The sequence below is a fragment of the Paenibacillus vandeheii genome (assembly GCF_030433635.1).
Classification (GTDB): Bacteria; Bacillota; Bacilli; order Paenibacillales; family Paenibacillaceae; genus Paenibacillus; species Paenibacillus vandeheii.
On sequence record NZ_JAROCD010000028.1, the window covers coordinates 12,843 to 36,102 of the forward strand.

Below are 23,260 nucleotides of genomic sequence, written 5' to 3' on the forward strand. Positions count from 1 at the left end.
TGAACTTATACAGGTATGCGATAATCGGAGAGAGAGGAAGAGGAGCATGCTGGCAAAAAGAATCATTCCTTGTCTGGACGTGAAGGACGGCCGGGTCGTCAAAGGCGTTAACTTCGTCAATCTCCGCGATGCGGGTGATCCGGTAGAGCTGGCGGCGCTGTATGACCGCGAGGGCGCGGATGAACTGGTATTTCTCGATATCTCCGCTTCGGTGGAAGGCCGCGAGACGATGGAAGAAGTAGTGCGGCAGACCGCAGGCGAGATCGCTATTCCTTTTACCGTGGGTGGAGGCATTTCCAAGGTGGAAGACATGAAGCGCATTCTACGTGCAGGAGCGGATAAAATTGCTGTAAATACGGCAGCCGTTCTTAATCCTCAGCTGATTGCAGATGGGGCGCGCCGCTTTGGTTCCCAGTGCATCGTCGTAGCAATAGACGCCAAGTATAATGAGGCTTGGGGCGAGTGGGAGGTTTATACGCATGGTGGACGGAAACCTTCAGGGATCAAGGCGCTGGAATGGGTTAAGCAGGCGGAGACATTAGGTGCTGGAGAAATTCTGCTGACAAGCATGGACGCGGATGGAACGAAGGACGGATTCGATCTAAAGCTGACTGCAGCGGTATCCGAATCGGTACGTATTCCGGTGATTGCTTCGGGTGGTGCGGGCAAGGAATCGCATTTCTATGATGTGTTCACGACAGGTAAAGCGGATGCAGGTCTGGCGGCAACGATATTCCATTATAAAGAAATCGCCGTTCCGGCGTTAAAACAACATTTGAGAGAGCAAGGGGTGGAGATCCGTGACTAACGTAAGCAATGAGATCAAGGAGCAATTATCCTTGGAGCAGGTTGTGGAGCACATTCGTTGGAGCGACGGATTGGTACCTGCCATTGTGCAGGATGCACAGACGCGTCAAGTTCTGATGATGGCTTATATGAATCGGGAATCCCTGAAATTATCGCTGGAATCCGGCGAAACGTGGTTCTGGTCGCGTTCGCGTCAAGAGCTGTGGCACAAGGGCGCAACTTCAGGCAACGTACAGACGATTACTTCATTGAAATACGATTGTGATGGTGACACCTTGCTCGTTGAGGTAAAGCCAAATGGGCCTGCTTGCCACACCGGAGCAGTAACGTGTTTCCATAATGAAATCGTGGGCTTGCCAGAGCAACCCGGAGACAAAGCTTCAAGTGAATCGGGTGCAACTACTGCAAGTTCCAGCTCGGAAGGTCGTTTTGAAGTACTGGCTGAACTGGAATCCGTAATTGCAGAGCGTGAACGCGAGCGTCCGGAAGGCGCATATACGACGTACCTGTTTGATAAGGGCGTGGATAAAATTTTGAAAAAAATCGGTGAAGAAGCGTCCGAGACGATCATCGCCGCCAAAAATAAAGACAATGACGAGCTCCGCCTTGAGGTCAGTGACCTGATGTATCACTTGCTCGTACTGTTGCAAGAGCGCAAGCTGCCGCTGGATGACATCATGTCAGAGCTGAGCCGCCGCCACGAGCGGCCTCGCCGCGATTAGGAGGCGAGCCTGTGCGCATAGACTATCATACACACCATGAGCGTTGTGGTCACGCCATTGGCAAGCTGGAGGCGTATGTGCAGCGTGGGGTGGAGATTGGCCTGTCGCAGATTGGCCTATCCGATCACATGCCTTTACTGCATGTAGACCCCGCTCACTATTATCCCGAAATGGCGATGCCGATGGACGAGCTGCCGCGTTATGTGGAAGAGTGTTTTTCTCTGAAGGAGCGGTACCGCGGCCAGATTGATGTACGTGTCGGCCTCGAAGGCGACTATATTGAAGGCTGGGAGACAGAAATTCGGGCCATTATCGAGCGGTACCCCTGGGACTATGTGATTGGATCGGTTCACTTTCTCGGGGAATGGGACATTACGGATTTTCGCCAGACCCATCATTGGGAAGGCAAAGACGTACTTGAAGTTTACCGTCAGTACTATGATGCCGTGAGCAAAGCGGCAGCTTCAGGAATGTACGATATTATGGGCCATGCGGATGTCATCAAGCGCTTTGGCTTCGCTCCGGCACCAGAGCAGACGGAAGAGCGGGTAACTTTGGAAAATGCAGCGCTGCAAGCTATTGCAAAGAGTGGCTGCGCTATGGAGCTCAATGCATCAGGATTATCGAAGCCATGTGCAGAGATGTTCCCGGGTCGCCGAATGTTAACAGAGGCTATTCAATTAGGAATTCCACTCACGCTTGGCTCCGATGCACATGATCCGCTGAAGCTAGGTGATTACCTGCCTGAAGCGGAGGCGCTCCTGCGCGAGCTGGGCTGTACGGAGGTAGCTGTTTTTGAAGGACGTCAGCGCTCGTTCCTTTCTTTAAATGTATAGAGCAGTGGAGTATAATGAGGGTAGGAAATAACCTTGTAGATAAGGATTATATAGGGACTTCAACCCTCAGGAGGGCATTATGCAGCATTCGTTACGTATTTTTTCCGGTTCATCGAACCCTAAGCTGGCAGAACAGGTATGCGACAAGCTGGGTGTACAACTAGGCAAGATCAAACTGTCCCGGTTCAAGAGCGGAGAAATATACGTTCACTACGAAGAGACGATCCGCAACTGTGATGTGTTTCTGATTCAATCATTATCTCATCCGATTAATGAGTTGTTCGTTGAATTGCTCGTCATGATTGATGCAGCCAAAAGGGCTTCTGCCCGTACGGTGAATATTATTGTTCCCTACTACGGATATGCCCGTCAGGAACGTAAGTCTGCTCCGCGTGAGCCGATCTCGGCCAAGATGGTTGCAGATGTGTTAACTACGGCTGGAGCAAACCGTGTAGTAACCATTGATCTGCATGCAGCAGCAATTCAGGGATTCTTTAATATTCCAGTGGACCATATGACATCCTTGGATCTCATTAGTGATTATTTGTTGAGTAAAGGCATTGAAAATCCGGTGGTTGTCTCCCCTGATGCGGGACGAGCTTCGATGGCGGAGAAACTGGCGAATCGTCTGGATTCCCCTTTTGCCATTATGATCAAGAAGCGGCCAAGCCATAACGAATCGATCATTACACACGTCATTGGGGATGTGGAGGGTCGAACTCCGATTATTATTGAGGATCTGATCGATACCGGAACGACAATTCTCAATGTTGTTGAAGGATTGAAGGAACGTGGTTCCAAAAATGTATACGTATGCGCAACACATGGCCTGTTCTCGGACGGAGCGCTAGGTAAGCTTAATCACCCGTCCATTGCCGAGGTGGTGGTCACAGACTCTATTGCCCTGCCTGATGATCATCCCGAATGCTTCAAAGTGTTACCCGTGGCCCCAATGCTTGCCCGCGCTATTCGCATCATTGTGGATGGTGGCTCCATGGCTACACTGTTTAAAGATTCAGGGATTTAACCATGCAGCATAGACTGTGCGAATCCAGGTTTACTGTACCGTGTTGGAGTAGTTTGCTGCTCAGCACGGTTTTTGTTTTTTTATGATCATGAATGAGGGTAAGGATGGATGTGATAAGAGAGCGGAGACAATCAATTCCTGCTTTGCTGCCTAAAGGCTTGTGCTATAATAACTTAAAATTAGTTCTATGGCTGCGTGCTGTCAGGGTGACTCAATCCTAGAGATGTGACGGATGTAATGAACAGTAGAACCACGGCAATATACACCGGTGTCGTGGAGTGAGGAGTGGGGTCTATTGTCCCGGACTTGGTATTATCGGCTTCTATTTTCTTATTTTCCTATTTTCTTTCTTACCATGACCGTACTCATTTTTATCGCTTTTGTTTTCATTAATGACATCTCCAGGGAAGAAACTAGGAAAGCAGATCGCATCTCCTCCAGTTATTTGGCGGATAGTCTGGACCGGACGCTCCGGGATATTGAGCTTTCGTTGATGGAAGCGGTGCAGAGTGAACAGGCCTACAAGTATTATTTCAATAGCCAGAACCAGGTGGGCAAAGAGACTGTGTATAGCATTGCACAGAGTTTACGTGAGATGACGAGTTCCAACCCCTGGATTCAATCGATTTATTTATATGACAAGAAAAATGAAAGCGTTTTAACATCGAGCGGCTCCAGGGATGTAGACAGCTTCTCAGACAAGGCTTGGATCGACCAAATTGAGTCCGGTACTCTTGCTTCAGGCTGGCAGCCCGTCAGGGAATATGATGCAGGGGTTAATCAGCGTACGCCTATTCGGGTGTTGACGGTAGATAAAGACATGCCCCTGCCATTTGGCTCGGATGGGGTGCTTGTCATTAATATCAAAATGAGCAGTATCGAGCAGAGTATTGACAGTATGGTCAATGGACAGCTTTCCTTCATGAGCATTTTTGACCGTAACGGTCAGGTTGTATACGATGCGCATTCAGATCGTGAAGGTACCGCAGAAGGACAAGAGCTGAACACCCTTTCGCTTGAACGGTTGGGGTGGACGATCTCCAGTGGAATCAAGAAAGGAAACCTGTATGGCTGGGTTTCGGTCGTTTCCTATGTGTGGGTAGCGATTGCGGTTGTAACAGTCATCTGCGCTATTTTCTATATCATCTATATCACTCGTCGTAATTATAAGCCTATTCAAATCATTATGAACCGGATTGAGGCTCATCAGATTCGTGTGCTGGAACAATCCAGCTCTCGTACCGATGAGATGAAATTGATTGACGGCGTTTTGGAAAACCTGATCAACCATATGATGGATTCGGACAAAAAGAGCAGGGAAAACGTGTTACTGCAACGCAGTAAACTTTTTAACGATCTGCTGAATGGAGAAAATCTGGATCATGCCGTAGAACGATTGAAGGATCTTTCCCCGTTAACTGGTATGGATACTTCGTCATGCTTCGCTGTTGTGGTTGGCGAAATCAACCGTTATGAGAAGGGCTTCCAAGAACAGTTCACGAGAGGTGAGCAGAATACGCTTAAATTTGCGCTAATGAACGTTCTGCAAGAGCTCTCACGCAATGCAGATATGCAATGCTGGACGGAATGGGTCAGCTCCGATCAGATTGCGATCCTTTTCCTGTCCACAGACAGCAGTGTGGATATGACAGAGCAGATTCGCCTGGTTGCAGAGGAATGCCGATCTTGGGTTGAGCAGAATCTGCGTATATCCTTGAGTTTCGGTATCGGACCGATTGCAGAGGGTATCAAGGCCATTCGTGAATCATACGTGGCGGCTGAGACTGTGATGCACCGCAGATTACTGAGAGACGGGGATGTGGCACTGGCCGGGTATGGAGAAACTCAGCAGCAGCTGCTGGATACCTATACTTATTTGCAGATGATTGCTGATTTTGTTAAACGGTTTCGGATGTCGAGCAGTCAGTGGCGTGATCAGCTGGAGGAGATTTTCGCGGCTTTTGAACGTGATAAGCTGCCGGATGATGAGATTCACTCCTTGATTCAGGCGATGCTGCAGATGCTCAGCCGGGAAGTAGCGGTCATGTCTGAACAGCTGCAGGAGAAATTATCGGAGGAAAACATCAACAAGTGGTTAATGCTGATGAAAGAAGCGGAGACACTTGAGGGAGTCAAAAACATTTTGTTTGATGACCTCACGGATCTGTTTAGAACCTATGTGTCGGTAACCGAAACCAAAAGCTACAAAGCGATGGTCAATGAAATGAGAAACTATATTGAAGAACAGTTTGCGAATCCAGATCTTTCGCTGAAACATCTGAGCGATCGATTCCAGATTACCGGTAAACATGCGAGTTATTTGTTCAAGACAGAGTTCAATATGAAGTTTGTAGACTTCCTTGCAGAATTGCGGATGAAGGAAACGGAACGGCTGCTCAAGAATACGGATCTTTCGTTGCAGGACATTGCCCAGAAGGTGGGCTATGCCAATGGGATTACTCTGGGACGTGTATTCAAGCGGGTTGCGGGTATTACACCGGGTGACTATCGCCGGTTGAAACGTGAGCCTCTGGTGGACGAGTCATAATACAGGGATTGGGAGAACTCCAGCTTGTTCAAATACCGATAGCGTGAAGCACAGGGCGGAATTCATGCATGCGCTCTCCGTCAGGAGGAGTGTCATGCTGGAGTCCGTCTTTTTGTTGTTGGTTTGAACGAGCGACCTGACTGCTCAGCGTTCCTGTGCGGGGAGATGGACACGAATACACCTTTTTTCATGCCGTATACGAAAATAGTCAGTGTAGGAAAATGGTTTATGGGGTCCAATCCGGACAAATCGGGTAGAGAAGCCCAAAATGGCGGCTGTTGCTTGGTATCAGTCCGGAAGTCTAAGATAATAATTGGTTTATGAAATGGCTATAATCGATAAACCAATTTCCTTATGTAAGCGTTTCCGAAACGGGTTTATTGCCAGGGTGCGGAAAGATGTGGAATACTCTGGGCAAGCTTTAAACAATTCACGCAAAGCTAAGGGGATGACAAAATGACAGGAAAAGCAACCAAAGGGAGTCTCAAGAAATGGATGGGATTGGCGCTTACGATGGTAATGGGAGTGTCTTTACTTGCGGGATGCTCGTCTGGATCGAATCAAGAGACAACAGAGGGTGGCACATCGGGCAATGGTGAGCGCGTTACCTTGAAAGTCGAAGTTTTTGATCGCGGTAACAGCCCTTCACCGTATACGATTACCAACAACTATATGACTAAATGGATTCAGGAACAGTTCGGTGATCCAAATAACATTGATGTGCAATTCGTACCGGTTCAGCGTTCGGAGGAAACGACGAAGCTCAATGTGTTGATGGCTAGCGCCAGCGACGTTCCGGATATTGTGTTTGTATATGACTCGAGTGTTTTCTATCGCTATGCCCAGCAGGGGGGACTTACCGACGTAGGTGAGCTTATTAAGGAGCATGCACCTAACCTAAAAGAATATTTGGGTGAAGACTTGTTGAAGTTTGGTCAGCTTGAAGGTCAGCAATTCGCCATTCCGGGTAAACGTGCCATTACTGCCCGTTATAATTCTTATATCCGCCAGGATTGGCTCGACAAAGTTGGAATGAAGGCTCCAACGACAACGGAAGAGCTCTACGAGACGCTAAAAGCATTTAAAGAGAAAGATCCGGGTAATCTGGGAAGCAAAAACATCCCAATGGGTATGGCACTTGCGCCAGCTCAGTATGAGACACTGATTTATTCGTTTATCAAGCCGATTCAGGATGGACTGACGTACAGTCAACGATACGAACTACCGTTGCATGAAGGCTTTAAGGACGCGATGCAGTTCCTTAACAAATTGTACAATGAAGGTCTGATCAGCAAAGATTTCAGTCTTGATGAAGAGAAAACTCAATTGGTTAAGGACTTCCAAAACGGCAACATCGGTTATATGTCGGAAGATGTAGGTCAGATTCTGTACGCAGACGGTATGCTGGATAATTTGTACAAAAACGTGCCGGGTAGCAAAGTCGCAGCAATCGACGCTTATACAAACGCCAATGTTGACAATAAATATATCAAATCACGTTACGGCAGCAACGGAATGTATATCATGATTCCAAAGAGCAGCAAACGAGCTGTAGAAGCAGTGAAATATTTGGATTGGATGGCTTCTGGAAATAATCTGCTTGATATGTACAGCGGCGTCGAAGGTGAAAATTACGAGATGGTCGATGGAATTCCAGTTGTCAAAAATGACGCAACACAGGAAATGAAGGATCGCATCTACAATTCCGGTGACATGGCTATCATCGCCAATGGCAAAGTGATCGGAGACCAGGAAGTAAATGAAGCAGCATGGATCGCGGGCTTCCCGGAGAATAATCAGGAATTGATGAGACAATCCATTAACATTGCGAATACCGACACCATCGGTCCGATCGTTTTTAGCAAACCAATTGCAGCGGAATCCAAATATGGGACGGCGCTGAATGATAAGCTAAAAGTGCTTATCGTAAAAACAGCGATGGCTAAGCCTGCGGAATTTGAAGCTGTTTATGAAAAGGAAATGAATGATTTCATGTCGCTCGGTGGCACAGAATTGAAGAAAGAGCTTGAAGAAGCACTTCAGTAAGTAATCGTTACTCAATAAATAATCCTTACACATCATGGCTCCAAATAAGATACGCATGTTAGCGCATAACTTTGGAAGGGACGTGTGCCGCTGATTTGTGCGGCACAGCCGTTTCTTTGTTGATAGGAGGAAACCGACTTGACGATCACATACTTGAAAAGGTATTGGCAATTGTATGCACTGATCTCACTGCCGCTGATCTACTTTTTGATCTTTCGCTACGGACCGATGTACGGTGTTCAAATCGCCTTTAAGGATTTCAACCTGTTCCAGGGCATTAACGGTAGTGAGTGGATCGGTTTCGACGCTTTCCGTGAGGTATTTGGGATGCGTGACTTCTACACCACACTACGTAATACCTTTATGCTGAATTTTCTTGATCTGATTGTTTCGTTCCCTGCTCCAATTTTATTGGCCATTATGCTCTATGAAGTTCGCTTTAAATGGTTCAAAAAAATATCGCAGACGATTCTGTACATTCCTCACTTTATCTCATGGGTTATCATTGGAGGCATTGTATACCAATTGTTTGGCAATCAATCCGGTATGGTTAACGGTGTGCTGGAGAGCATGGGCTTAAATTCGATCCCATTTTTGACAGAGAAGAATCCTTGGCTTGTGACGTACCTGTTCACAGGTGTCTGGCAAAGTGCAGGATGGGGGACCATTCTATATCTGGCCGCATTAACCGGCGTGAACAAGGAATTGTTTGAAGCGGCTGAGATTGATGGAGCATCCCGGCTGAAGAGAATCTGGCATATTACGCTGCCGAGCATTAAACCAACCATCGTGACCTTGCTTATTCTCAATCTCGGTCATATGGTCAGTATCGGTTTTGATCGGCCTTATATTATCGGTAACACGGCTGTGCGTGAATATTCCGATGTACTCAGTACCTTTGTATACAGAGTTGGTCTTGAATCAGGACAATACACACTTGCAACCGTCGTTGGTTTGTTCCAGGCCGTTGTGGGACTTATCTTTGTACTCGGCTCCAACTATATTTCAAAAAAAGCAACCGGTGAAGGTATTTTGTAGGTTATTAAAGAATGAAAGATACGCCAATCGGCTTGTTTGTATAGACCATCAGTAAAGGAGCTGTGCGCATATGAGTGAACGCACCTCAAACCGGATTTTTGATATCGTTAATATCTCCTTTATCATTTTGTTTGTTATATTTTGTCTGGCTCCGTTTCTGCACACGATTGCGATATCACTCAGTTCGAACCGGGCGATTACGTCAGGTGAAGTGACCATATTCCCCAAAGAAATCAATTGGGATGCGTATATTCAGGTGTTTTCTGATCAATCGATGCTCTATTCACTGGGCTTCACAACGGTTCTAACAGTCGCGACCACAGTGCTGTGCATGCTGTTCACACTTGCAGCTGCATATCCGTTAACCAAGAAAAAACTGAAAGGGCGCAAGCTCTTTATGTATGTCATCATTATTACGATGTTCTTCAGCGGCGGGATGATACCTGAGTACTTGCTCATTCGTGATCTCAACTTGCTTAATTCGGTCTGGGCATTGATTCTGCCTGGTCTGGTGAGTCCGTTTAACCTGATTATCCTGATTTCGTTCTTCAGAGGCATACCGGAAAGTTTAGAGGAGTCGGCAGAGATTGACGGCAGTTCACATGTACACACGCTCTTTAAAATTATATTGCCACTATCCATGCCTGTATTGGCTACTTTGGCCCTTTTCTATGCGGTTGGACGCTGGAATGGATTCCAGGATTCTCTTTTGTATATTAATGATCCTCAGCTGTATCCCTTACAGCTCAAGCTCTTCCAGATGGTACAAAACAATATGGTGAGCGAACTTACGCTGATGGAGGGGGCTAATCGCGCTCCATTAACCCCGGAAAGCCTCAAGGCTGCCACCGTTGTTTTTGCGACTGTACCCATTCTTCTCGTCTATCCGTGGCTGCAAAAATATTTTGTTAGCGGTGCCATGCTTGGAGCAGTCAAGGGTTGATGATAACGATGTAAATGCATTTGTTTGGAGGGACTAGACATGTATAGACAACTGGTGGACAGCAATGACAGAGCAGTTCAGAAAGGGATTACCCGGCAAGTACTTGACCCGGAGAGCCGCTATTATGGAGGAACGATTGATCCCTCTACAGGTATCGCTTGGGTCAATCACACATCCGGAACACCTACGGATATGTGTTACTGGGGAGCGGCGCTTGTTAATCCCGATTCGATTTATTACCGGGATGAGGAACTGCTTGATCGCCTGCTATTGGCAACGGAATACGTGCTGCGTAATCAGCATGAGGACGGCTCTATCTCTCCTGGCTGGACCAATTACCATTCTCCGCCGGACACCGCATTTGTCGTTGTGGGATATGCGCAGCTGTACCAGTTACTTCAGCAGCAGTACTGGGAGCCATTGCAACCTGTGCTGGAGAATATGCGCCTGTTTCTGGAACGAACTGTTCCGGTCATGTTAGCCGGGGGCTGTCATACCCCGAACCATCGCTGGGTGCTGTGCGCGGCGCTCGGTTTCCTGCATCAATTGTTTGACCTGAAGGAAGCCGTGCAGCGTGCAGAGCAGTGGCTGGCTGAGGGTATGGATATCACGCCTGACGGGGAATGGACGGAACGCAGCAACGGAATTTACAGTGCGGTCAGTGATATTATGTTAATACATGCGGCACGTCTGTTAAATCGTCCCGAATTGCTGGACCCGGTGAGACTCAATCTTCGCATGATGGTGTATCTTGTACATCCAACCGGTGAGGTTGTTACGGATTACTCAGGTCGCCAGGATCTGGGGAGCCTGCATGATCTATCACCGTATTATTTGCCGTATGCCATTTTGGCCCGGTTGGACGGTGATCCGATCTTCGCCGGCATGGCTGAATGGGCGGGAGAAATGTTAACAGATCCCGGCGTCTGCTCGGTCAATGCGCTCGTTCGGCTGCTGCTGGAGCCTGAGCTTCAGCAGGCAGGTAAGGCACGTCATCATTTGCCTGAGCTGTACGAGATCATACTGAACGAGCGATTTGTGCGAGAGGACTATTTGCAGCGAATGGAATCGGCAGGTCATCATGGGCGCATCTCGCACAGCCGGATGCATACGGACTTCGGCGCACCTGTAGCGCGTATTCGGAGGGGTAGTACAAGCGCGACCGTAATGACGGAGGTGCCTTCATTTTTTGCCCTTCGTCATGGTGCGGTACGTCTGCTGGCTGTTCAGTTGGCCTCCTATTTTAATCCAGGGTATGTGCCGATGCAGCACATGTCTCGATTGTCAGCAGGTTACAGTCTAACGGGCGAGCAGAAGAAGGGTTACTATGGTCCGGTTCCGGGTAGTCAACTTCCTGAGACGGCGAGAACAGCCATCAGCCCGTGGTATTTGTTACCCCATCAGAGTCGAGCGCTCACCCATGAGCAGACGTTCCGTGTACAGACGGAAGTGTTACAATCGGAAAATGGATGGACACTGGATTTATCGGGAGCTGAACCGGAGCAGATCATGATGCAGCTGTCTTTCGTGTTCGGAAGCGAGGGCGAGCTTTCCCATGGGGAGTTGCATGAGACGGATGAGGGCCATTACCTGTGGAAGAGCGGTACATTGCGTTATTCCTGTGGAGATGACTGGATTGAGCTGACCGGAGGCGAGGTGGGGCATTTGGCGGCAACCGTACGTGAGGCGAAGCTGCCTGATAAGTGTAAGGTTGTGCTGGTTAACTTTATGACTCCTTTCCACAAGACGGTTCATATCTCTCTTTCGCCTACCATGGCGTTGAAGGTATAATTCTGATGAATCTCTTTATACGAAAGAGTACAAGAAGCAAAAAGATGACATTTCATTCGAAAGGGATGAGGAGGTGTCATCTTTTTTGCGCATTTTTGGCATAAACGACATGAAACTACATATTGAGAAGTGGGCCTTAAGATGTGGTATACTGGAGAGTATGAATGAAAGCAAAGAGGAGGTGCCTTGGAAGATGAAGGGCAAGCTACTGCGGGCTGAGGGACACCTTGCCAATGTTATACCGATTCACTTGGATGCTTCTTTCTTTTTTGAGAGAGCTGTCCGCTCGCTGGACCGTAATCACGTCGACAAGGCATTAAAATATTTTCGTAAAGCTGTTGAATATGAACCGGAAAATCCGGTGAATCATTGTAATATGGCGGGTATATTATCAGAGAAAGGGGATTACGAGGCTTCGAATGCCGTTCTTGCGCATGTGCTCGACGTGGTAGATCCGTCCATGACGGAATGTTACTTCTACATGGCGAACAATTATGCGAATATGGATCGGTTTGAAGAAGCTGAGCAAGCGCTTGTTACGTATTTGGAGGAGGATACCCAGGGTCAGTTTATGACGGAAGCCGAAGAGATGATGGAGCTTCTGTACTATGAGCTGGATCGACCAGCCAAACTGAACCGGATCAAATCACGTAAAGGTGTCGTTGAGCACGATCAGGCGCGGGAATTGTTGGAACAAGGGAAGTTTGCACAGGCGGCTGAGCTGCTGGAAGGCATGGCACCCGATTATCCTGATTACTTGGCTGCTCGCAACAACTTGGCGCTTGCCTATTATTATATGGGGCTGTTTCCCAAAGCGAAAGAGACGATTGCCGAAGTACTAGAGCAGGAGCCTGGTAATTTGCATGCATTGTGTAATCTCGCAATCTTTCACCAGAACGAGAATCGGGCTGACCAAGTGCTGCTTCTGATCAAAAAATTGCGTGTTATCGTGCCTTTCCAGCACGAACAGGTCTACAAACTGGCTACCACGATGGGTATCCTGGGTCAACATGATACAGCTTATGTACATTTCCGTCGCCTGTTGAAGGATGAAGAAACCGCTGCAGACCCGGCTCTCGCACATTATGCAGCAGTCGCGGCTTATAATACGGAACGTTACGATTCCGCAGAACGTCTGTGGCGTCACGTGGGCAAGCTGGACCCGGGTTCGGAAGTATCCCGGTACTATCTGTCGGAACTTGAGGCTGTGAGACAGGGAGGAAAAGATCCGGAAAAACTAAGTTATCACTATCATCTGCCGTTTGACGAGCAATTCAGACAATGGGAGAACTATGGCAACGGCATACCTGAAGAGATGAAAAGTGATCCTTTGATCCGTTCCTCCTTCTTCTGGGCGTTGCGACATGGGGATCGGGCAACCAAGCTTCAGGTCATTCATGCTCTTGGCATGATTGGTGATTATGAGGTGCGGCAGGCACTGGAATCCTTTATCCAGGAACCCGGTGAAGATCAGGAGCTGGTGGAAGCCGCTCGTTCCGTACTAAATGGTCTTGATTCAGAAGCAGCGAAGCAGGATGATTCTCCTGTTCTGCGAACGCTAACGGCAATGAGCAAACGCTCCATTACGAAGATGGAGTCGTTGACGGAACATACGGAGAAAAAACCTTCTTCGCATTGGCAGGCGGTCGTGGACCGTGCGTTACAAATGTCTGAAGCCAAGGCTGAATTGCAGGAAGAAATGGAGCGGCTGTGGACCGACTATGTATCTCGCGTACACCCGGAGGAGCCTGGGACGAAGCAAATTGAAGGCTTGGCTGCGGGATTGGAATATCTGGCGGCCAAAATTCATAGTCGTCCGGTGACCTACCAAAGCATAGCTGATCGATATGGCATATCAGCTGCTACAGTTAGCAAATATGCACGGCAAATTAACAAAGTATGCAACTCCAACCCACCGATCGTGTAAATGTTCCTTGGAACCTCGCTTTGGAGAAGACTTCATGGCGTGAAGGATACATTGGCCTGGAAAACGGGTAAACTTAACGAATAGGTCTCGACATGCCTGTAGGATATCATCATAGCAAGTTAATCGCCACTCAACACACTCTCAACCTTATTAAGGAGGCTGTATCTATATGTCTAAATACAGAACGATTGTGATCGGAACCGGACCTGCGGGTCTGACAGCAGCGATATATCTGGCTCGTGCTAATCTAAACCCACTGGTTATCGAAGGTCTACAACCGGGTGGTCAATTGACGACGACAACGGAAGTTGAGAATTTCCCTGGTTTTCCACAAGGCATCATGGGTCCGGAATTGATGGACAATATGCGCAAGCAAGCGGAGCGTTTTGGAGCGGAGTTCAAAAATGGTTGGGTGGAGGAAGTGGATTTCAGTAAACCGCCCTTCAAGGTTAAAGTTGGAGGCATCGGTGAACTGGAAGCCGATTCGATCATTATCTCTACCGGCGCTTCGGCCCGTTATCTCGGCATTCCGGGAGAGCAGGAGAATGTGGGACGTGGGGTAAGCACATGTGCCACATGTGACGGATTCTTTTTCCGTGGCAAAAAAATCGTCGTTGTCGGCGGTGGGGACTCCGCGATGGAGGAAGCCAGCTTCCTGACCCGTTTTGCAACAGACGTTACTCTGGTTCACCGCCGGGACGAACTGCGTGCATCGAAAATCATGCAGGATCGGGCTCGCAGCAACGAAAAGGTAAAATGGGCGTTGAATCGCACACCGCTCGAAGTTGTGCCTGAAGCTCTGGGGGTTAAAGGGCTTAAGGTACGCAATAATGAGACTGGGCAGGAAGAATTGCTTGAAGCGGACGGCGTATTTATTGCAATTGGGCATACACCGAATACGGGTTTCCTGAGCAATCAGATTACACTGGATGAACACGGCTATGTTGTGGTTAAACCGGGTACTACCGAGACTAACATTCCGGGTGTGTTCGCCTGTGGTGATGTTCAGGATACGAAGTACCGCCAGGCCATTACAGCAGCAGGTTCAGGGTGTATGGCCGCAATGGACTGCGAGAAATTCCTTGAAGGCAGCATTGTGCATGACTGGAGCGAAACACTGGATAAGTAAGCATGAAAAGGGTATGGTTTGGCATAAATTAAGTAATAGAGACAACGGGAAGTCTCCTGATGTGAGAAGCCGGAAGGCTTCTCTTTTTTTGAAACCAAAATGAGCATCAGATCGTATACATAATGGGCATATTAGCTGTGAGGTGAAGACTTTGGGGGAAATGATAAAAGATTGGTTACAGAATGCAACAGTGCGGCGATTTTTGATTCTGCTGTTGTTTTGTTTGGTGCTTTTCAGCATGGGGAGTATGCTGCACATGATTTTGCTGTTATTCCTGGTGACGTATGTCATGAACAGGTTGCAGCATTTTATCACAGAGAAATTGAATCGTTTATTTCCGGTTAACTATAAAGTCGTCGTCATCCTGCTCTATCTTATCGTTATTGCAGCGATTGTACTGGGCATCTCCAGGTATTCACCACGGATCGTGGATCAGGTCGTTCAGTTAACGAATGAGATTATGAAGTTTCTGGATACCGCTGACGGGGATAATTTCGCTTCCAAAATTGCAGGTTATCTGCAATCGTTCGATATCAAAAACTATACCAACGATGCATTGAAGTATATTTTTGCGTTAAGTAAATGGTTGGAGTTCATTCTGCTGGTCATCATCCTCAGTCTGTTCTTCTTGTTGCAGAAGCGGGAGATCTCCAAGTTTACCTCCAAGTTCAAAACAAGCAAGATCGGCTGGTTCTATAATGAAGTGGCGTACCTTGGGGATAAATTCGTATCTTCCTTTGGGAAAGTGATCGAGGCGCAGTTGTTGATTGCGGTATTCAATACAGCTTTGACGATTCTGGGATTATGGATACTCGGTTTCCCGTATTTGTTCGCCTTGACCATTCTGGTATTCATGCTGAGTCTGGTACCCGTTGCGGGGGTTATCATCTCACTGATTCCGCTGTGTCTAATCGGATATCAACTGGGAGGATTGCAGCTCAGCGTGATCGTGATCATTATGATCATCATCATTCATGCGCTGGAGACGTACTTCCTGAATCCGAAACTGATGGCGCACAAAACCAAATTGCCGATGTTCTACACGTTTATCGTACTGATTCTATCTCAACATTTCCTGGGCATCTGGGGGCTTATCATCGGTATTCCGATCTTTGTCTTCCTGCTTGATATTCTGGATGTTAACAAGATGGAAAAAACGGAAGAACCCCTACGTGTGGAAACGAAGTTGTGACCAGTAGCTGAATAGCTGCTGAAGGACAGGTATGTGGAATGTGTCTAAAAAATGTAAAACGCCTCCCGTTCTCGGGCTGGCGTTTTTGTGCTCTTTTTCCCGAAGGGGGACGAAGTAAGAGAAGGTATCTCTATCCTGGAACCAATGGGTGTGTGTTAATAAGAGGTGTCATAACTTTCAGGTGACAACGATCATCTTTTACGCATGGAACTCATGATATTGCAATATCATGAGTTGAGGCTTCCTCTTCTATGGAGGAAGAAATGAAGCTTGCGTTTTTAATAGAGACAAATGGGGTTGTATACGTATTCAAAAATAGCCTGTGATGTTGTTCACAATAGCGGGGAAGCTAATCACAGCAAAGGTCTTATCGTCTTGACCCAGGCGTATCCTTCAATTATAGTTGGTACGTAGGATTAAACTATTATAGATAGATAAAGGTGGCTTGTAGCATGTCTGAGAAAATCTACGTTGGGGTCGATCTCGGCGGAACAGCAATCAAGGTCGGTATATGTGATGAACACGGTCAGCTTATGTATACGTATGAAGGACCGACTGAAGTGGATAAGGGCGTTGACACGGTCATTGCCAACATCGAGAAGTATGTCCGTCATATCGTTGCCGAATCGCCTTACAGCTGGGAGCAGCTTGAAGGTGTTGGAGCGGGCGTGGCTGGGTTCACCAATGTACGCGAGGGAATTATCGTTCTTGCCCCCAACATCGGATTTCGGAATGTAGCCATTCGTTCGATTTTGGAAGAACGTCTGGGCAAGCCGGTCAAAATAGATAACGATGCAAACGTGGCTGCACTGGGTGAAGCCTGGGCTGGCGCTGGCAAGGGCGTGGACAACTGTGTATGCTATACGCTTGGTACAGGCGTTGGTGGCGGACTGATTCTGAACGGCAAGATCTATCAGGGTTTCTCCGGTATGGCTGGTGAGCTGGGTCATGTCAGTGTTGTCCCTGATCTGGAAGCGATCCAGTGCGGATGTGGCAAAATGGGATGCGTGGAAACTGTATCTTCAGCAACTGGGATTATTCGTATGGCCAAAGATGCTGTAGAGCGTGGAGATCATACATCACTGGCACTCGTTGACAAAATTGCAGCCAAGGAAGTATTTGATGCAGCCAAGGCGGGCGATGAAGTTGCATTGCGTATCGTCAATCGTGCAGCGTTCTATTTGGGTAAATCGATGGCGGCTGTAGCGGCTGTAATTAACCCCGAGATGTTCATTATCGGTGGCGGTGTATCCAAAGCGGGTAATATTTTGTTTGATGAAGTACGCACTGTATTTGCGAAACTGACACCTGAACCACTGCAAGAAGGCGTTAAAATTCTTGAAGCAACACTTGGCAATAATGCAGGTATTGTTGGCGCGGCTGGTCTTCTCTTGCGTTCCTAGTAACCTCGTAACAATATAATCCGACAGCAATATGATAAGGAGGGGACATTTATGCTTGAAGGTGAAGTTTCACCGGGCACAGGCGCCACGCTCATTATCATTACGGGCATGTCCGGGGCAGGCAAGACGATTGCAGTACAAAGCCTGGAGGATCTTGGTTTCTTCTGTGTGGATAATCTACCGCCGGTATTGATTCCGAAATTCGCGGAACTGATTGAACAATCGAACGGCAAAATTGGCAAGGTCGCACTTGTTATCGATCTTCGCGGGCGTGAGTTCTTTACGGCTTTGTCCGAGTCACTGAACTATATTAAAGATCATTTTACCATTCATTGCGAAATATTATTCCTGGACGCGACAGACTCTGTATTGGTCCAGCGCTATAAGGAGAGCAGGCGCAGACATCCACTCGCTCCTGAGGGCATGCCGCTGGACGGCATCCGGCTGGAACGTAAAATGCTGGAGGAGCTCAAAAATTCCGCCACTCAGGTGCTGAATACAAGTACGATGAAGCCTGCTCAACTGAAAGAGCGCATCATATCCCGCTTTTCTCATCTGGAAAGCCATATGCTGTCGGTAAATATTACGTCGTTTGGGTTCAAATACGGTATTCCAATTGATGCGGATCTGGTGTTTGACGTTCGTTTCTTGCCAAATCCGCATTATATTGAGCATTTACGTCCGAATACGGGACAGAATAGTGATGTATACGAATATGTTATGAAATGGCCGGAGACGCAGGCGTTTCTGACCAAGCTGCTGGATATGCTGCATTTTCTGATTCCGCAATACCGGAAGGAAGGCAAAAGCCAGGTTATTATTGGAATCGGCTGTACCGGAGGCAAGCATCGTTCGGTAGCAATATCGGAATATTTGGGCAAAATGTTGGGAAGCAGCGAAACTGAGGCTGTCACCGTGAGCCATCGCGACGCCGACCGGGACCGTCATTGAAGAGGGTGAAGGGATGAAAGAAGCCGGACCACGAAGAGAACGTCCGAGAATTGTAGTCATGGGCGGCGGAACCGGATTATCCGTGATGCTGCGCGGTTTGAAGGAAAAGCCGCTGGACATCACGGCCATCGTGACGGTGGCGGATGACGGAGGAAGTTCGGGCATCCTGCGTAATGAGCTGCAAATGCCGCCTCCGGGCGACATTCGTAACGTACTTACGGCGCTAGCGGATGTAGAACCGTTGTTGTCGGATATGCTGAATTATCGCTTCAATACAGGCGCGGGGCTTGCAGGCCACAGCCTGGGTAACTTGATTTTGGCTGCAATGACGGATATATCGGGCGACTTCGTGACCGCTGTGCGGGAACTTAGCCGCGTGTTTGCCGTTCGGGGTGAGGTGCTGCCTGCAGCCGGGCAGGCCGTAATACTGCATGCAGAGATGGAGGATGGCTCGATTGTTACGGGCGAGTCCAAGATCCCTGAAGCTGGCTTACGGATCAAACGTGTTTTCCTTGAACCGGATCACGTGGAGCCGTTGCCAGAGGCTGTGGAGGCCATTCGTCAGGCAGACGCCATCCTGATTGGACCAGGGAGTCTCTACACGAGCATTCTGCCCAATCTCCTTGTACCTAAGTTGGCTGAAGCTGTCGTTGAGGCTGACGCTGTGAAAATGTTTATTTGTAATGTGATGACACAGCCGGGAGAGACGGATAATTACACGGTGAGTGACCACCTCAAGGCGGTACATGAACATATAGGACACCAGATTTTCGACTATGTCATTGTAAATAATGGTGATATTCCGCTGCAGGTGCAGAATAAGTATGCGGAAAAAGGAGCTAAACCGGTTGTGCTCGATATGAATGTGCTGAAGAGTGCCGGTTATCAAGTGGTTGCGGATACGTTGGTCCTGTTCCGGACTTATCTGCGTCATGATGCCGACAAGCTGAGCCATCACATCTATCAACTTGTACAAAATTGGATGTTACGGAAGAGGTGAAGTCCCATGTCGTTTGCAGCACAGACCAAAAAAGAACTAACGATGATTGAAAGCGAACCGTGCTGCGAAAAGGCGGAACTTTCAGCCCTCATCCGTATGCTTGGTGCGGTGCAGTTATCGAATAAAAAAGTCATCTTGGATATTTCGACGGAGAATGCCGCCATTGCAAGACGGGCATACTCTCTGCTTAAAAAGCATTTTCAAGTGCATACGGAATTGCTTGTCCGCAAAAAAATGCGGCTGAAAAAGAACAATGTGTATATTGTTCGAATTCCAACCATGGTACAGGAGATTTTAAAAGAGCTGTACATTGTTTCTGAAGGATTTTTGTTTACTCCCGGGATCAGTGGAGAGCTGTTCCATAATAACTGCTGTAAACGTGCCTATCTTCGAGGGGCATTTATGGCGGGAGGCTCTGTCAACAATCCCGAAGGTTCATCCTACCACCTGGAGATTGCGTCCATGTATGAGGAGCACTGTCAGGCCCTGGTGGATCTGGCGAATGAATTTCATCTCAATGCCCGGTGTATAGAACGCAAAAAAGGATTCATCCTATACATTAAGGAAGGCGAGAAAATCATTGAGCTGCTCAGTATCATTGGTGCACATCAGGCTCTTTTCAAGTTCGAGGATGTGCGTATCATGCGTGATATGCGTAATTCCGTCAACCGAATCGTCAATTGTGAGACGGCGAACCTGAACAAAACGATTGGAGCAGCAGTCAGACAGATCGATAACATCAGACTGTTGCAAAAGGAAGTGGGTCTGGAGTCGTTGCCTGAGAAGCTTCGTGAAGTGGCTGAAGTCAGACTCGCCCATCCGGATATCAACTTGAAGGAAGTAGGCGAACTGCTTAAGGGTACAGTCAGCAAGTCCGGAGTGAATCACCGGCTCCGCAAAATTGATGAGCTGGCTGAGAAGGTTCGTAACGAGCGTTACGGTTGAAAAAGGAGAGGCAGCTCAGGTGTAATGAGGCGATGTAAAAAGGCTAAAATGGGTCATAATAATGACATCCAAATTACCCTGAGTTTTTCTTCTAGTGTCCTGCTCTGGTTATATGGTATAATGTTATAAATATAATTGTGTATTTAATGTCCAGATTTCATAATAGGGGGTAAGTTTCCATGACAAAGCACCCGGTAGTTGTCCGTTTGAAAACGGGTCTCCATGCCAGACCTGCGGCACTGTTCGTTCAAGAAGCGAATAAGTACTCATCTGAAGTGTTCGTCGAGAAGGACGACAAAAAAGTAAATGCAAAAAGTATCATGGGGATCATGAGCCTTGCAATCAGTACTGGTACGGAAATCCAGATTAGTGCAGAAGGCGCGGACGCCGAACAGGCTGTAAACGCTTTAGTTAGTCTGGTAAGCAAGGAAGAGCTTGAGAACCAATAAGATATGATTTGAACCCAATGAAGAAGTCCCGAAAGGGGCTTTTTTGCGTTTTATAGCTGTCAAGTGCAACATTATGGAATTAAGCCCGTCTGTTAGGTATCAAATCGATTTGAGATTGAGATGTTAAAACTTAAGGAGGCTAACGTAATGGGTAAATTATGGATGAAACCGCTGGGCGCGGTGATGGTTGCAGGTACATTGCTGGTTGGAGGTACGGCGTGGGTGGCGCCTAGTAATTATGCGTATGCTGCTGAGGTACAGGGGGTACAACAAAACGTGATTAACGTTGTGGGTACAGGTGAAATTCAGGTGAAGCCTGACATCGCTTATCTTTCCATCGGAGTGAACAGTACGGCGGATACAGCTGCCTCTGCTCAAAAAGCGAATGCAGCGAAAATTCAAAAGGTGAGCAATCTGCTGAAAAGTACGTGGAAAATCAGTGCGGACGATATTCAAACTAGCCAGTTCTACGTACAGCCTAACTATACGTATAGCGACAAAGACGGACAAAAGATCAAAGGGTACACCGCTCATCATACACTGACCGTGACTTATCGTCAGATGGACAAGATCGGAGAGCTTTTGGATGCTGCTTCCGAAGCTGGTGCCAACAACATTGAGAATGTACGTTTTACGGTCGAAAAACCGGAGAGCTTTGAAGCTCAAGTCATTGAGAAAGCAGTTGCCAATGCTGATGTAAAAGCTGGAGCTATTGCAAAAGCGGTTAAACGCCAATTGGGCGCTGTTCTGTCCGTGAGTCAAGGTGACGCTAATGTGCCTGTGTTCTATGCAAGTGAGTCTCTGATGTCCAAAGCAGCGGATACTAATGGAGGAACAGCCATCGAAACAGGACAGGTTAAAGTAAGCACAACGCTCAATATTACTTATGAAATGAAATAAGCAAAATAATTATTACCAAATGTCCGTTAAAAGATATGTTAAATCGGGCGAGAGGGTAATAATGACAAAGACGTTGTCCGATGGACAGCGTCTTTTTTGTTATAAAGGCAGACTTTGATGAAGTTTGAAAAGAAGAGTTGAAATATGGAGAAATAAAATGCTGTTTTTTGGTATCTTTTTTGTCCATTTGTTCGTAACAAAACCTTCATTATAGGCATCTGGATCGAACAACATTGTAACTGAAGCTGTAAACCTTTCCGGAATTGGGTTAATTATAATAAAGAGGTAAGCGTATGAGACATACGAACAAATCAGGATACATACGCAATGACACTCAAATTTGAATTCGAGAGAGGAGTTATATATATGACATCATGGAAAAAATGGACAAGTGCACTATTGGCGGCAGGAATTATTGTGGGGAGCGGGACTGTATGGCAGGATAGTTCCGTACAGGCGGCATCTGTATCGACGAAAGTGACAACACCAACTGAGGTAACCTTGAAATCGGGAGGCAAAACTCTTACTCAAAAAGGACTTCTGCAAGGTGGTTCTACATGGGTATCGCTTACCGCAGTGAAGGATGTGGCGGGTGGAAGCTTGAAATATGATGCAAAGGCTAAAGAGTACGCCTTAACGGCAGCGAATAATACGATGACAATCAGTATGATTGATGGGGCACCGAGTGTTAGAATTAACAATTACTACCCACAATTCGAAGCGAAGCTGATTAATGGCCGCTTGTATATTCCGTTTTCTGCAATGAGAGATTATCTGGGAGTTCAAGGCAGCTGGGATGGAAAAGCGAAGACACTGACGCTGAGCAAGGTGAAGCAGAATACTGTGGCGGTTAAGGCAGCAACCGTGAAGGTGAGCATCAAGAACGCCGAAGTCGATATTCAATATCCTCAGGTGAGCGGATTGGCTAACGATAAAGCAGAAGCGGCCATCAACAAGGTGCTGAAAGATGAAGTCGATGCCTTTGTATCGGATTTCAAAAAACAAACCAAGGATTTCGGCGACGCAGCAGCGAACCGTCCATATGCATTTGAGAGCACTTATGTCGTGACGTACAACGAAAATGGTGTTTTGGGTCTGATCACTCAGCGTTATGAAGATTATGCTGGTGCACATGGCATGACGACTCGTTCAGGACACACCTTTGCCCTGGATTCCGGTAAGGAACTGAGTCTGGATGATTTGATTCAAAACAACAAGACTGTGCGTGAAACGGTAAGCAAAAAAGTTGGAGTTCAGCTTAAAGCTCGTGGAGGTTACCTTGAAGGCTATAAAGGCCTGAATAAAGATCAGGATTTCTATGTAACACCAACAGGTGTAGTTGTATTCTTCCAGTTGTATGAGTACACAGCTTACGCAGAAGGATTCCCGGAATTCCCGTTCACGTATAAAGAGTTGCTACCTAAAGGCACAGAGCCGTTCAGTGGCTTAACAGCAAACAAGTAAAGTATTAGAGTTAAGGTGAAATCGAATAAATATATATCATGCACTCTTAAATTATCTTCAAAAAAGGGGCTGTCCCATAAGTCATAAATGGCTAGGGACAGCTCTGTTTTCAAAATTGTAAAACAAAAAGAAACCGTTCTCT

Annotated in this window: 19 protein-coding genes; all 19 read left to right on the plus strand. The window is 47.3% G+C overall.

All coding sequences use genetic code 11. The features are described from left to right. Positions 1-46: 46 nt before the first annotated feature. Positions 47-808 carry an imidazole glycerol phosphate synthase subunit HisF gene (gene hisF, locus P5G61_RS31230; protein ID WP_079344982.1) on the plus strand — a complete coding sequence of 254 codons (762 nt, stop codon included), beginning with the start codon at positions 47-49 and terminating at the stop codon, positions 806-808. Further along, positions 801-1,529 carry a bifunctional phosphoribosyl-AMP cyclohydrolase/phosphoribosyl-ATP diphosphatase HisIE gene (hisIE, locus tag P5G61_RS31235; RefSeq protein ID WP_301250014.1) on the plus strand — a complete coding sequence of 243 codons (729 nt, stop codon included), beginning with the start codon at positions 801-803 and terminating at the stop codon, positions 1,527-1,529. The genes hisF and hisIE overlap by 8 nt, the downstream gene beginning before the upstream one ends. 11 nt (positions 1,530-1,540) lie before the next feature. Continuing rightward, complete coding sequence (gene hisJ / locus P5G61_RS31240) at positions 1,541-2,365, plus strand: histidinol-phosphatase HisJ (protein ID WP_301250016.1); 825 nt, start codon at positions 1,541-1,543, stop codon at positions 2,363-2,365. Positions 2,366-2,444: 79 nt separating this feature from the next. Continuing rightward, positions 2,445-3,392, plus strand: a complete 948-nt coding sequence (locus P5G61_RS31245; RefSeq protein WP_301250017.1) for a ribose-phosphate diphosphokinase — start codon at positions 2,445-2,447, stop codon at positions 3,390-3,392. A gap of 295 nt (positions 3,393-3,687) precedes the next feature. After that, entirely contained in the window at positions 3,688-5,940 is a 2,253-nt protein-coding gene (locus tag P5G61_RS31250; RefSeq protein WP_301250018.1) for a helix-turn-helix domain-containing protein, read from the plus strand. A 456-nt stretch (positions 5,941-6,396) separates the two neighbouring features. Next, entirely contained in the window at positions 6,397-7,986 is a 1,590-nt protein-coding gene (locus P5G61_RS31255; protein ID WP_301250019.1) for an extracellular solute-binding protein, read from the plus strand. Between the two features lie 138 nt (positions 7,987-8,124). Continuing rightward, complete coding sequence (locus P5G61_RS31260) at positions 8,125-9,024, plus strand: ABC transporter permease (protein WP_301250020.1); 900 nt, start codon at positions 8,125-8,127, stop codon at positions 9,022-9,024. Positions 9,025-9,094: 70 nt separating this feature from the next. Then, positions 9,095-9,967, plus strand: a complete 873-nt coding sequence (locus P5G61_RS31265) for a carbohydrate ABC transporter permease (RefSeq protein ID WP_301250021.1) — start codon at positions 9,095-9,097, stop codon at positions 9,965-9,967. A gap of 39 nt (positions 9,968-10,006) precedes the next feature. Beyond that, positions 10,007-11,758 carry a hypothetical protein gene (locus tag P5G61_RS31270; protein ID WP_301250022.1) on the plus strand — a complete coding sequence of 584 codons (1,752 nt, stop codon included), beginning with the start codon at positions 10,007-10,009 and terminating at the stop codon, positions 11,756-11,758. A 193-nt stretch (positions 11,759-11,951) separates the two neighbouring features. Beyond that, positions 11,952-13,685, plus strand: a complete 1,734-nt coding sequence (locus P5G61_RS31275) for a tetratricopeptide repeat protein (RefSeq protein ID WP_301250023.1) — start codon at positions 11,952-11,954, stop codon at positions 13,683-13,685. A 169-nt stretch (positions 13,686-13,854) separates the two neighbouring features. Continuing rightward, entirely contained in the window at positions 13,855-14,814 is a 960-nt protein-coding gene (gene trxB / locus P5G61_RS31280; protein ID WP_053782943.1) for a thioredoxin-disulfide reductase, read from the plus strand. A 160-nt stretch (positions 14,815-14,974) separates the two neighbouring features. Further along, positions 14,975-16,006, plus strand: coding sequence for an AI-2E family transporter (locus P5G61_RS31285; RefSeq protein ID WP_301250026.1), 1,032 nt, complete (start codon positions 14,975-14,977; stop codon positions 16,004-16,006). A 452-nt stretch (positions 16,007-16,458) separates the two neighbouring features. Beyond that, positions 16,459-17,409, plus strand: coding sequence for an ROK family glucokinase (locus P5G61_RS31290; RefSeq protein ID WP_301250028.1), 951 nt, complete (start codon positions 16,459-16,461; stop codon positions 17,407-17,409). Between the two features lie 51 nt (positions 17,410-17,460). After that, positions 17,461-18,360 carry an RNase adapter RapZ gene (gene rapZ, locus P5G61_RS31295; RefSeq protein ID WP_053782949.1) on the plus strand — a complete coding sequence of 300 codons (900 nt, stop codon included), beginning with the start codon at positions 17,461-17,463 and terminating at the stop codon, positions 18,358-18,360. A 13-nt stretch (positions 18,361-18,373) separates the two neighbouring features. Next, complete coding sequence (locus tag P5G61_RS31300; protein ID WP_024634129.1) at positions 18,374-19,360, plus strand: gluconeogenesis factor YvcK family protein; 987 nt, start codon at positions 18,374-18,376, stop codon at positions 19,358-19,360. A gap of 6 nt (positions 19,361-19,366) precedes the next feature. Continuing rightward, entirely contained in the window at positions 19,367-20,305 is a 939-nt protein-coding gene (gene whiA / locus P5G61_RS31305; RefSeq protein WP_301250031.1) for a DNA-binding protein WhiA, read from the plus strand. A 179-nt stretch (positions 20,306-20,484) separates the two neighbouring features. Beyond that, on the plus strand, positions 20,485-20,754 hold the full coding sequence (locus P5G61_RS31310; RefSeq protein ID WP_017691248.1) for an HPr family phosphocarrier protein: 270 nt from the start codon (positions 20,485-20,487) through the stop codon (positions 20,752-20,754). Positions 20,755-20,901: 147 nt separating this feature from the next. Further along, positions 20,902-21,654: an SIMPL domain-containing protein gene (locus P5G61_RS31315; protein ID WP_024634131.1), complete on the plus strand. Its 753-nt coding sequence runs from the start codon at positions 20,902-20,904 to the stop codon at positions 21,652-21,654. 366 nt (positions 21,655-22,020) lie between these two features. After that, positions 22,021-23,118, plus strand: a complete 1,098-nt coding sequence (locus tag P5G61_RS31320) for a PdaC/SigV domain-containing protein (protein WP_301250036.1) — start codon at positions 22,021-22,023, stop codon at positions 23,116-23,118. Positions 23,119-23,260 lie beyond the last annotated feature (142 nt).

Excerpts from the sequence above, each read along its gene's own strand:
- rapZ (WP_053782949.1), top strand. The coding sequence starts at position 17,461 with ATGCTTGAAGGTGAAGTTTCACCGGGCACAGGCGCCACGCTCATTATC.
- P5G61_RS31265 (WP_301250021.1), top strand. The coding sequence starts at position 9,095 with ATGAGTGAACGCACCTCAAACCGGATTTTTGATATCGTTAATATCTCC.
- hisF (WP_079344982.1), top strand. The coding sequence starts at position 47 with ATGCTGGCAAAAAGAATCATTCCTTGTCTGGACGTGAAGGACGGCCGG.
- P5G61_RS31310 (WP_017691248.1), top strand. The coding sequence starts at position 20,485 with ATGACAAAGCACCCGGTAGTTGTCCGTTTGAAAACGGGTCTCCATGCC.
- whiA (WP_301250031.1), top strand. The coding sequence starts at position 19,367 with ATGTCGTTTGCAGCACAGACCAAAAAAGAACTAACGATGATTGAAAGC.
- P5G61_RS31315 (WP_024634131.1), top strand. The coding sequence starts at position 20,902 with ATGGGTAAATTATGGATGAAACCGCTGGGCGCGGTGATGGTTGCAGGT.
- P5G61_RS31275 (WP_301250023.1), top strand. The coding sequence starts at position 11,952 with ATGAAGGGCAAGCTACTGCGGGCTGAGGGACACCTTGCCAATGTTATA.
- P5G61_RS31320 (WP_301250036.1), top strand. The coding sequence starts at position 22,021 with ATGACATCATGGAAAAAATGGACAAGTGCACTATTGGCGGCAGGAATT.
- trxB (WP_053782943.1), top strand. The coding sequence starts at position 13,855 with ATGTCTAAATACAGAACGATTGTGATCGGAACCGGACCTGCGGGTCTG.
- P5G61_RS31255 (WP_301250019.1), top strand. The coding sequence starts at position 6,397 with ATGACAGGAAAAGCAACCAAAGGGAGTCTCAAGAAATGGATGGGATTG.
- P5G61_RS31245 (WP_301250017.1), top strand. The coding sequence starts at position 2,445 with ATGCAGCATTCGTTACGTATTTTTTCCGGTTCATCGAACCCTAAGCTG.
- P5G61_RS31290 (WP_301250028.1), top strand. The coding sequence starts at position 16,459 with ATGTCTGAGAAAATCTACGTTGGGGTCGATCTCGGCGGAACAGCAATC.
- P5G61_RS31285 (WP_301250026.1), top strand. The coding sequence starts at position 14,975 with ATGATAAAAGATTGGTTACAGAATGCAACAGTGCGGCGATTTTTGATT.
- P5G61_RS31270 (WP_301250022.1), top strand. The coding sequence starts at position 10,007 with ATGTATAGACAACTGGTGGACAGCAATGACAGAGCAGTTCAGAAAGGG.
- P5G61_RS31300 (WP_024634129.1), top strand. The coding sequence starts at position 18,374 with ATGAAAGAAGCCGGACCACGAAGAGAACGTCCGAGAATTGTAGTCATG.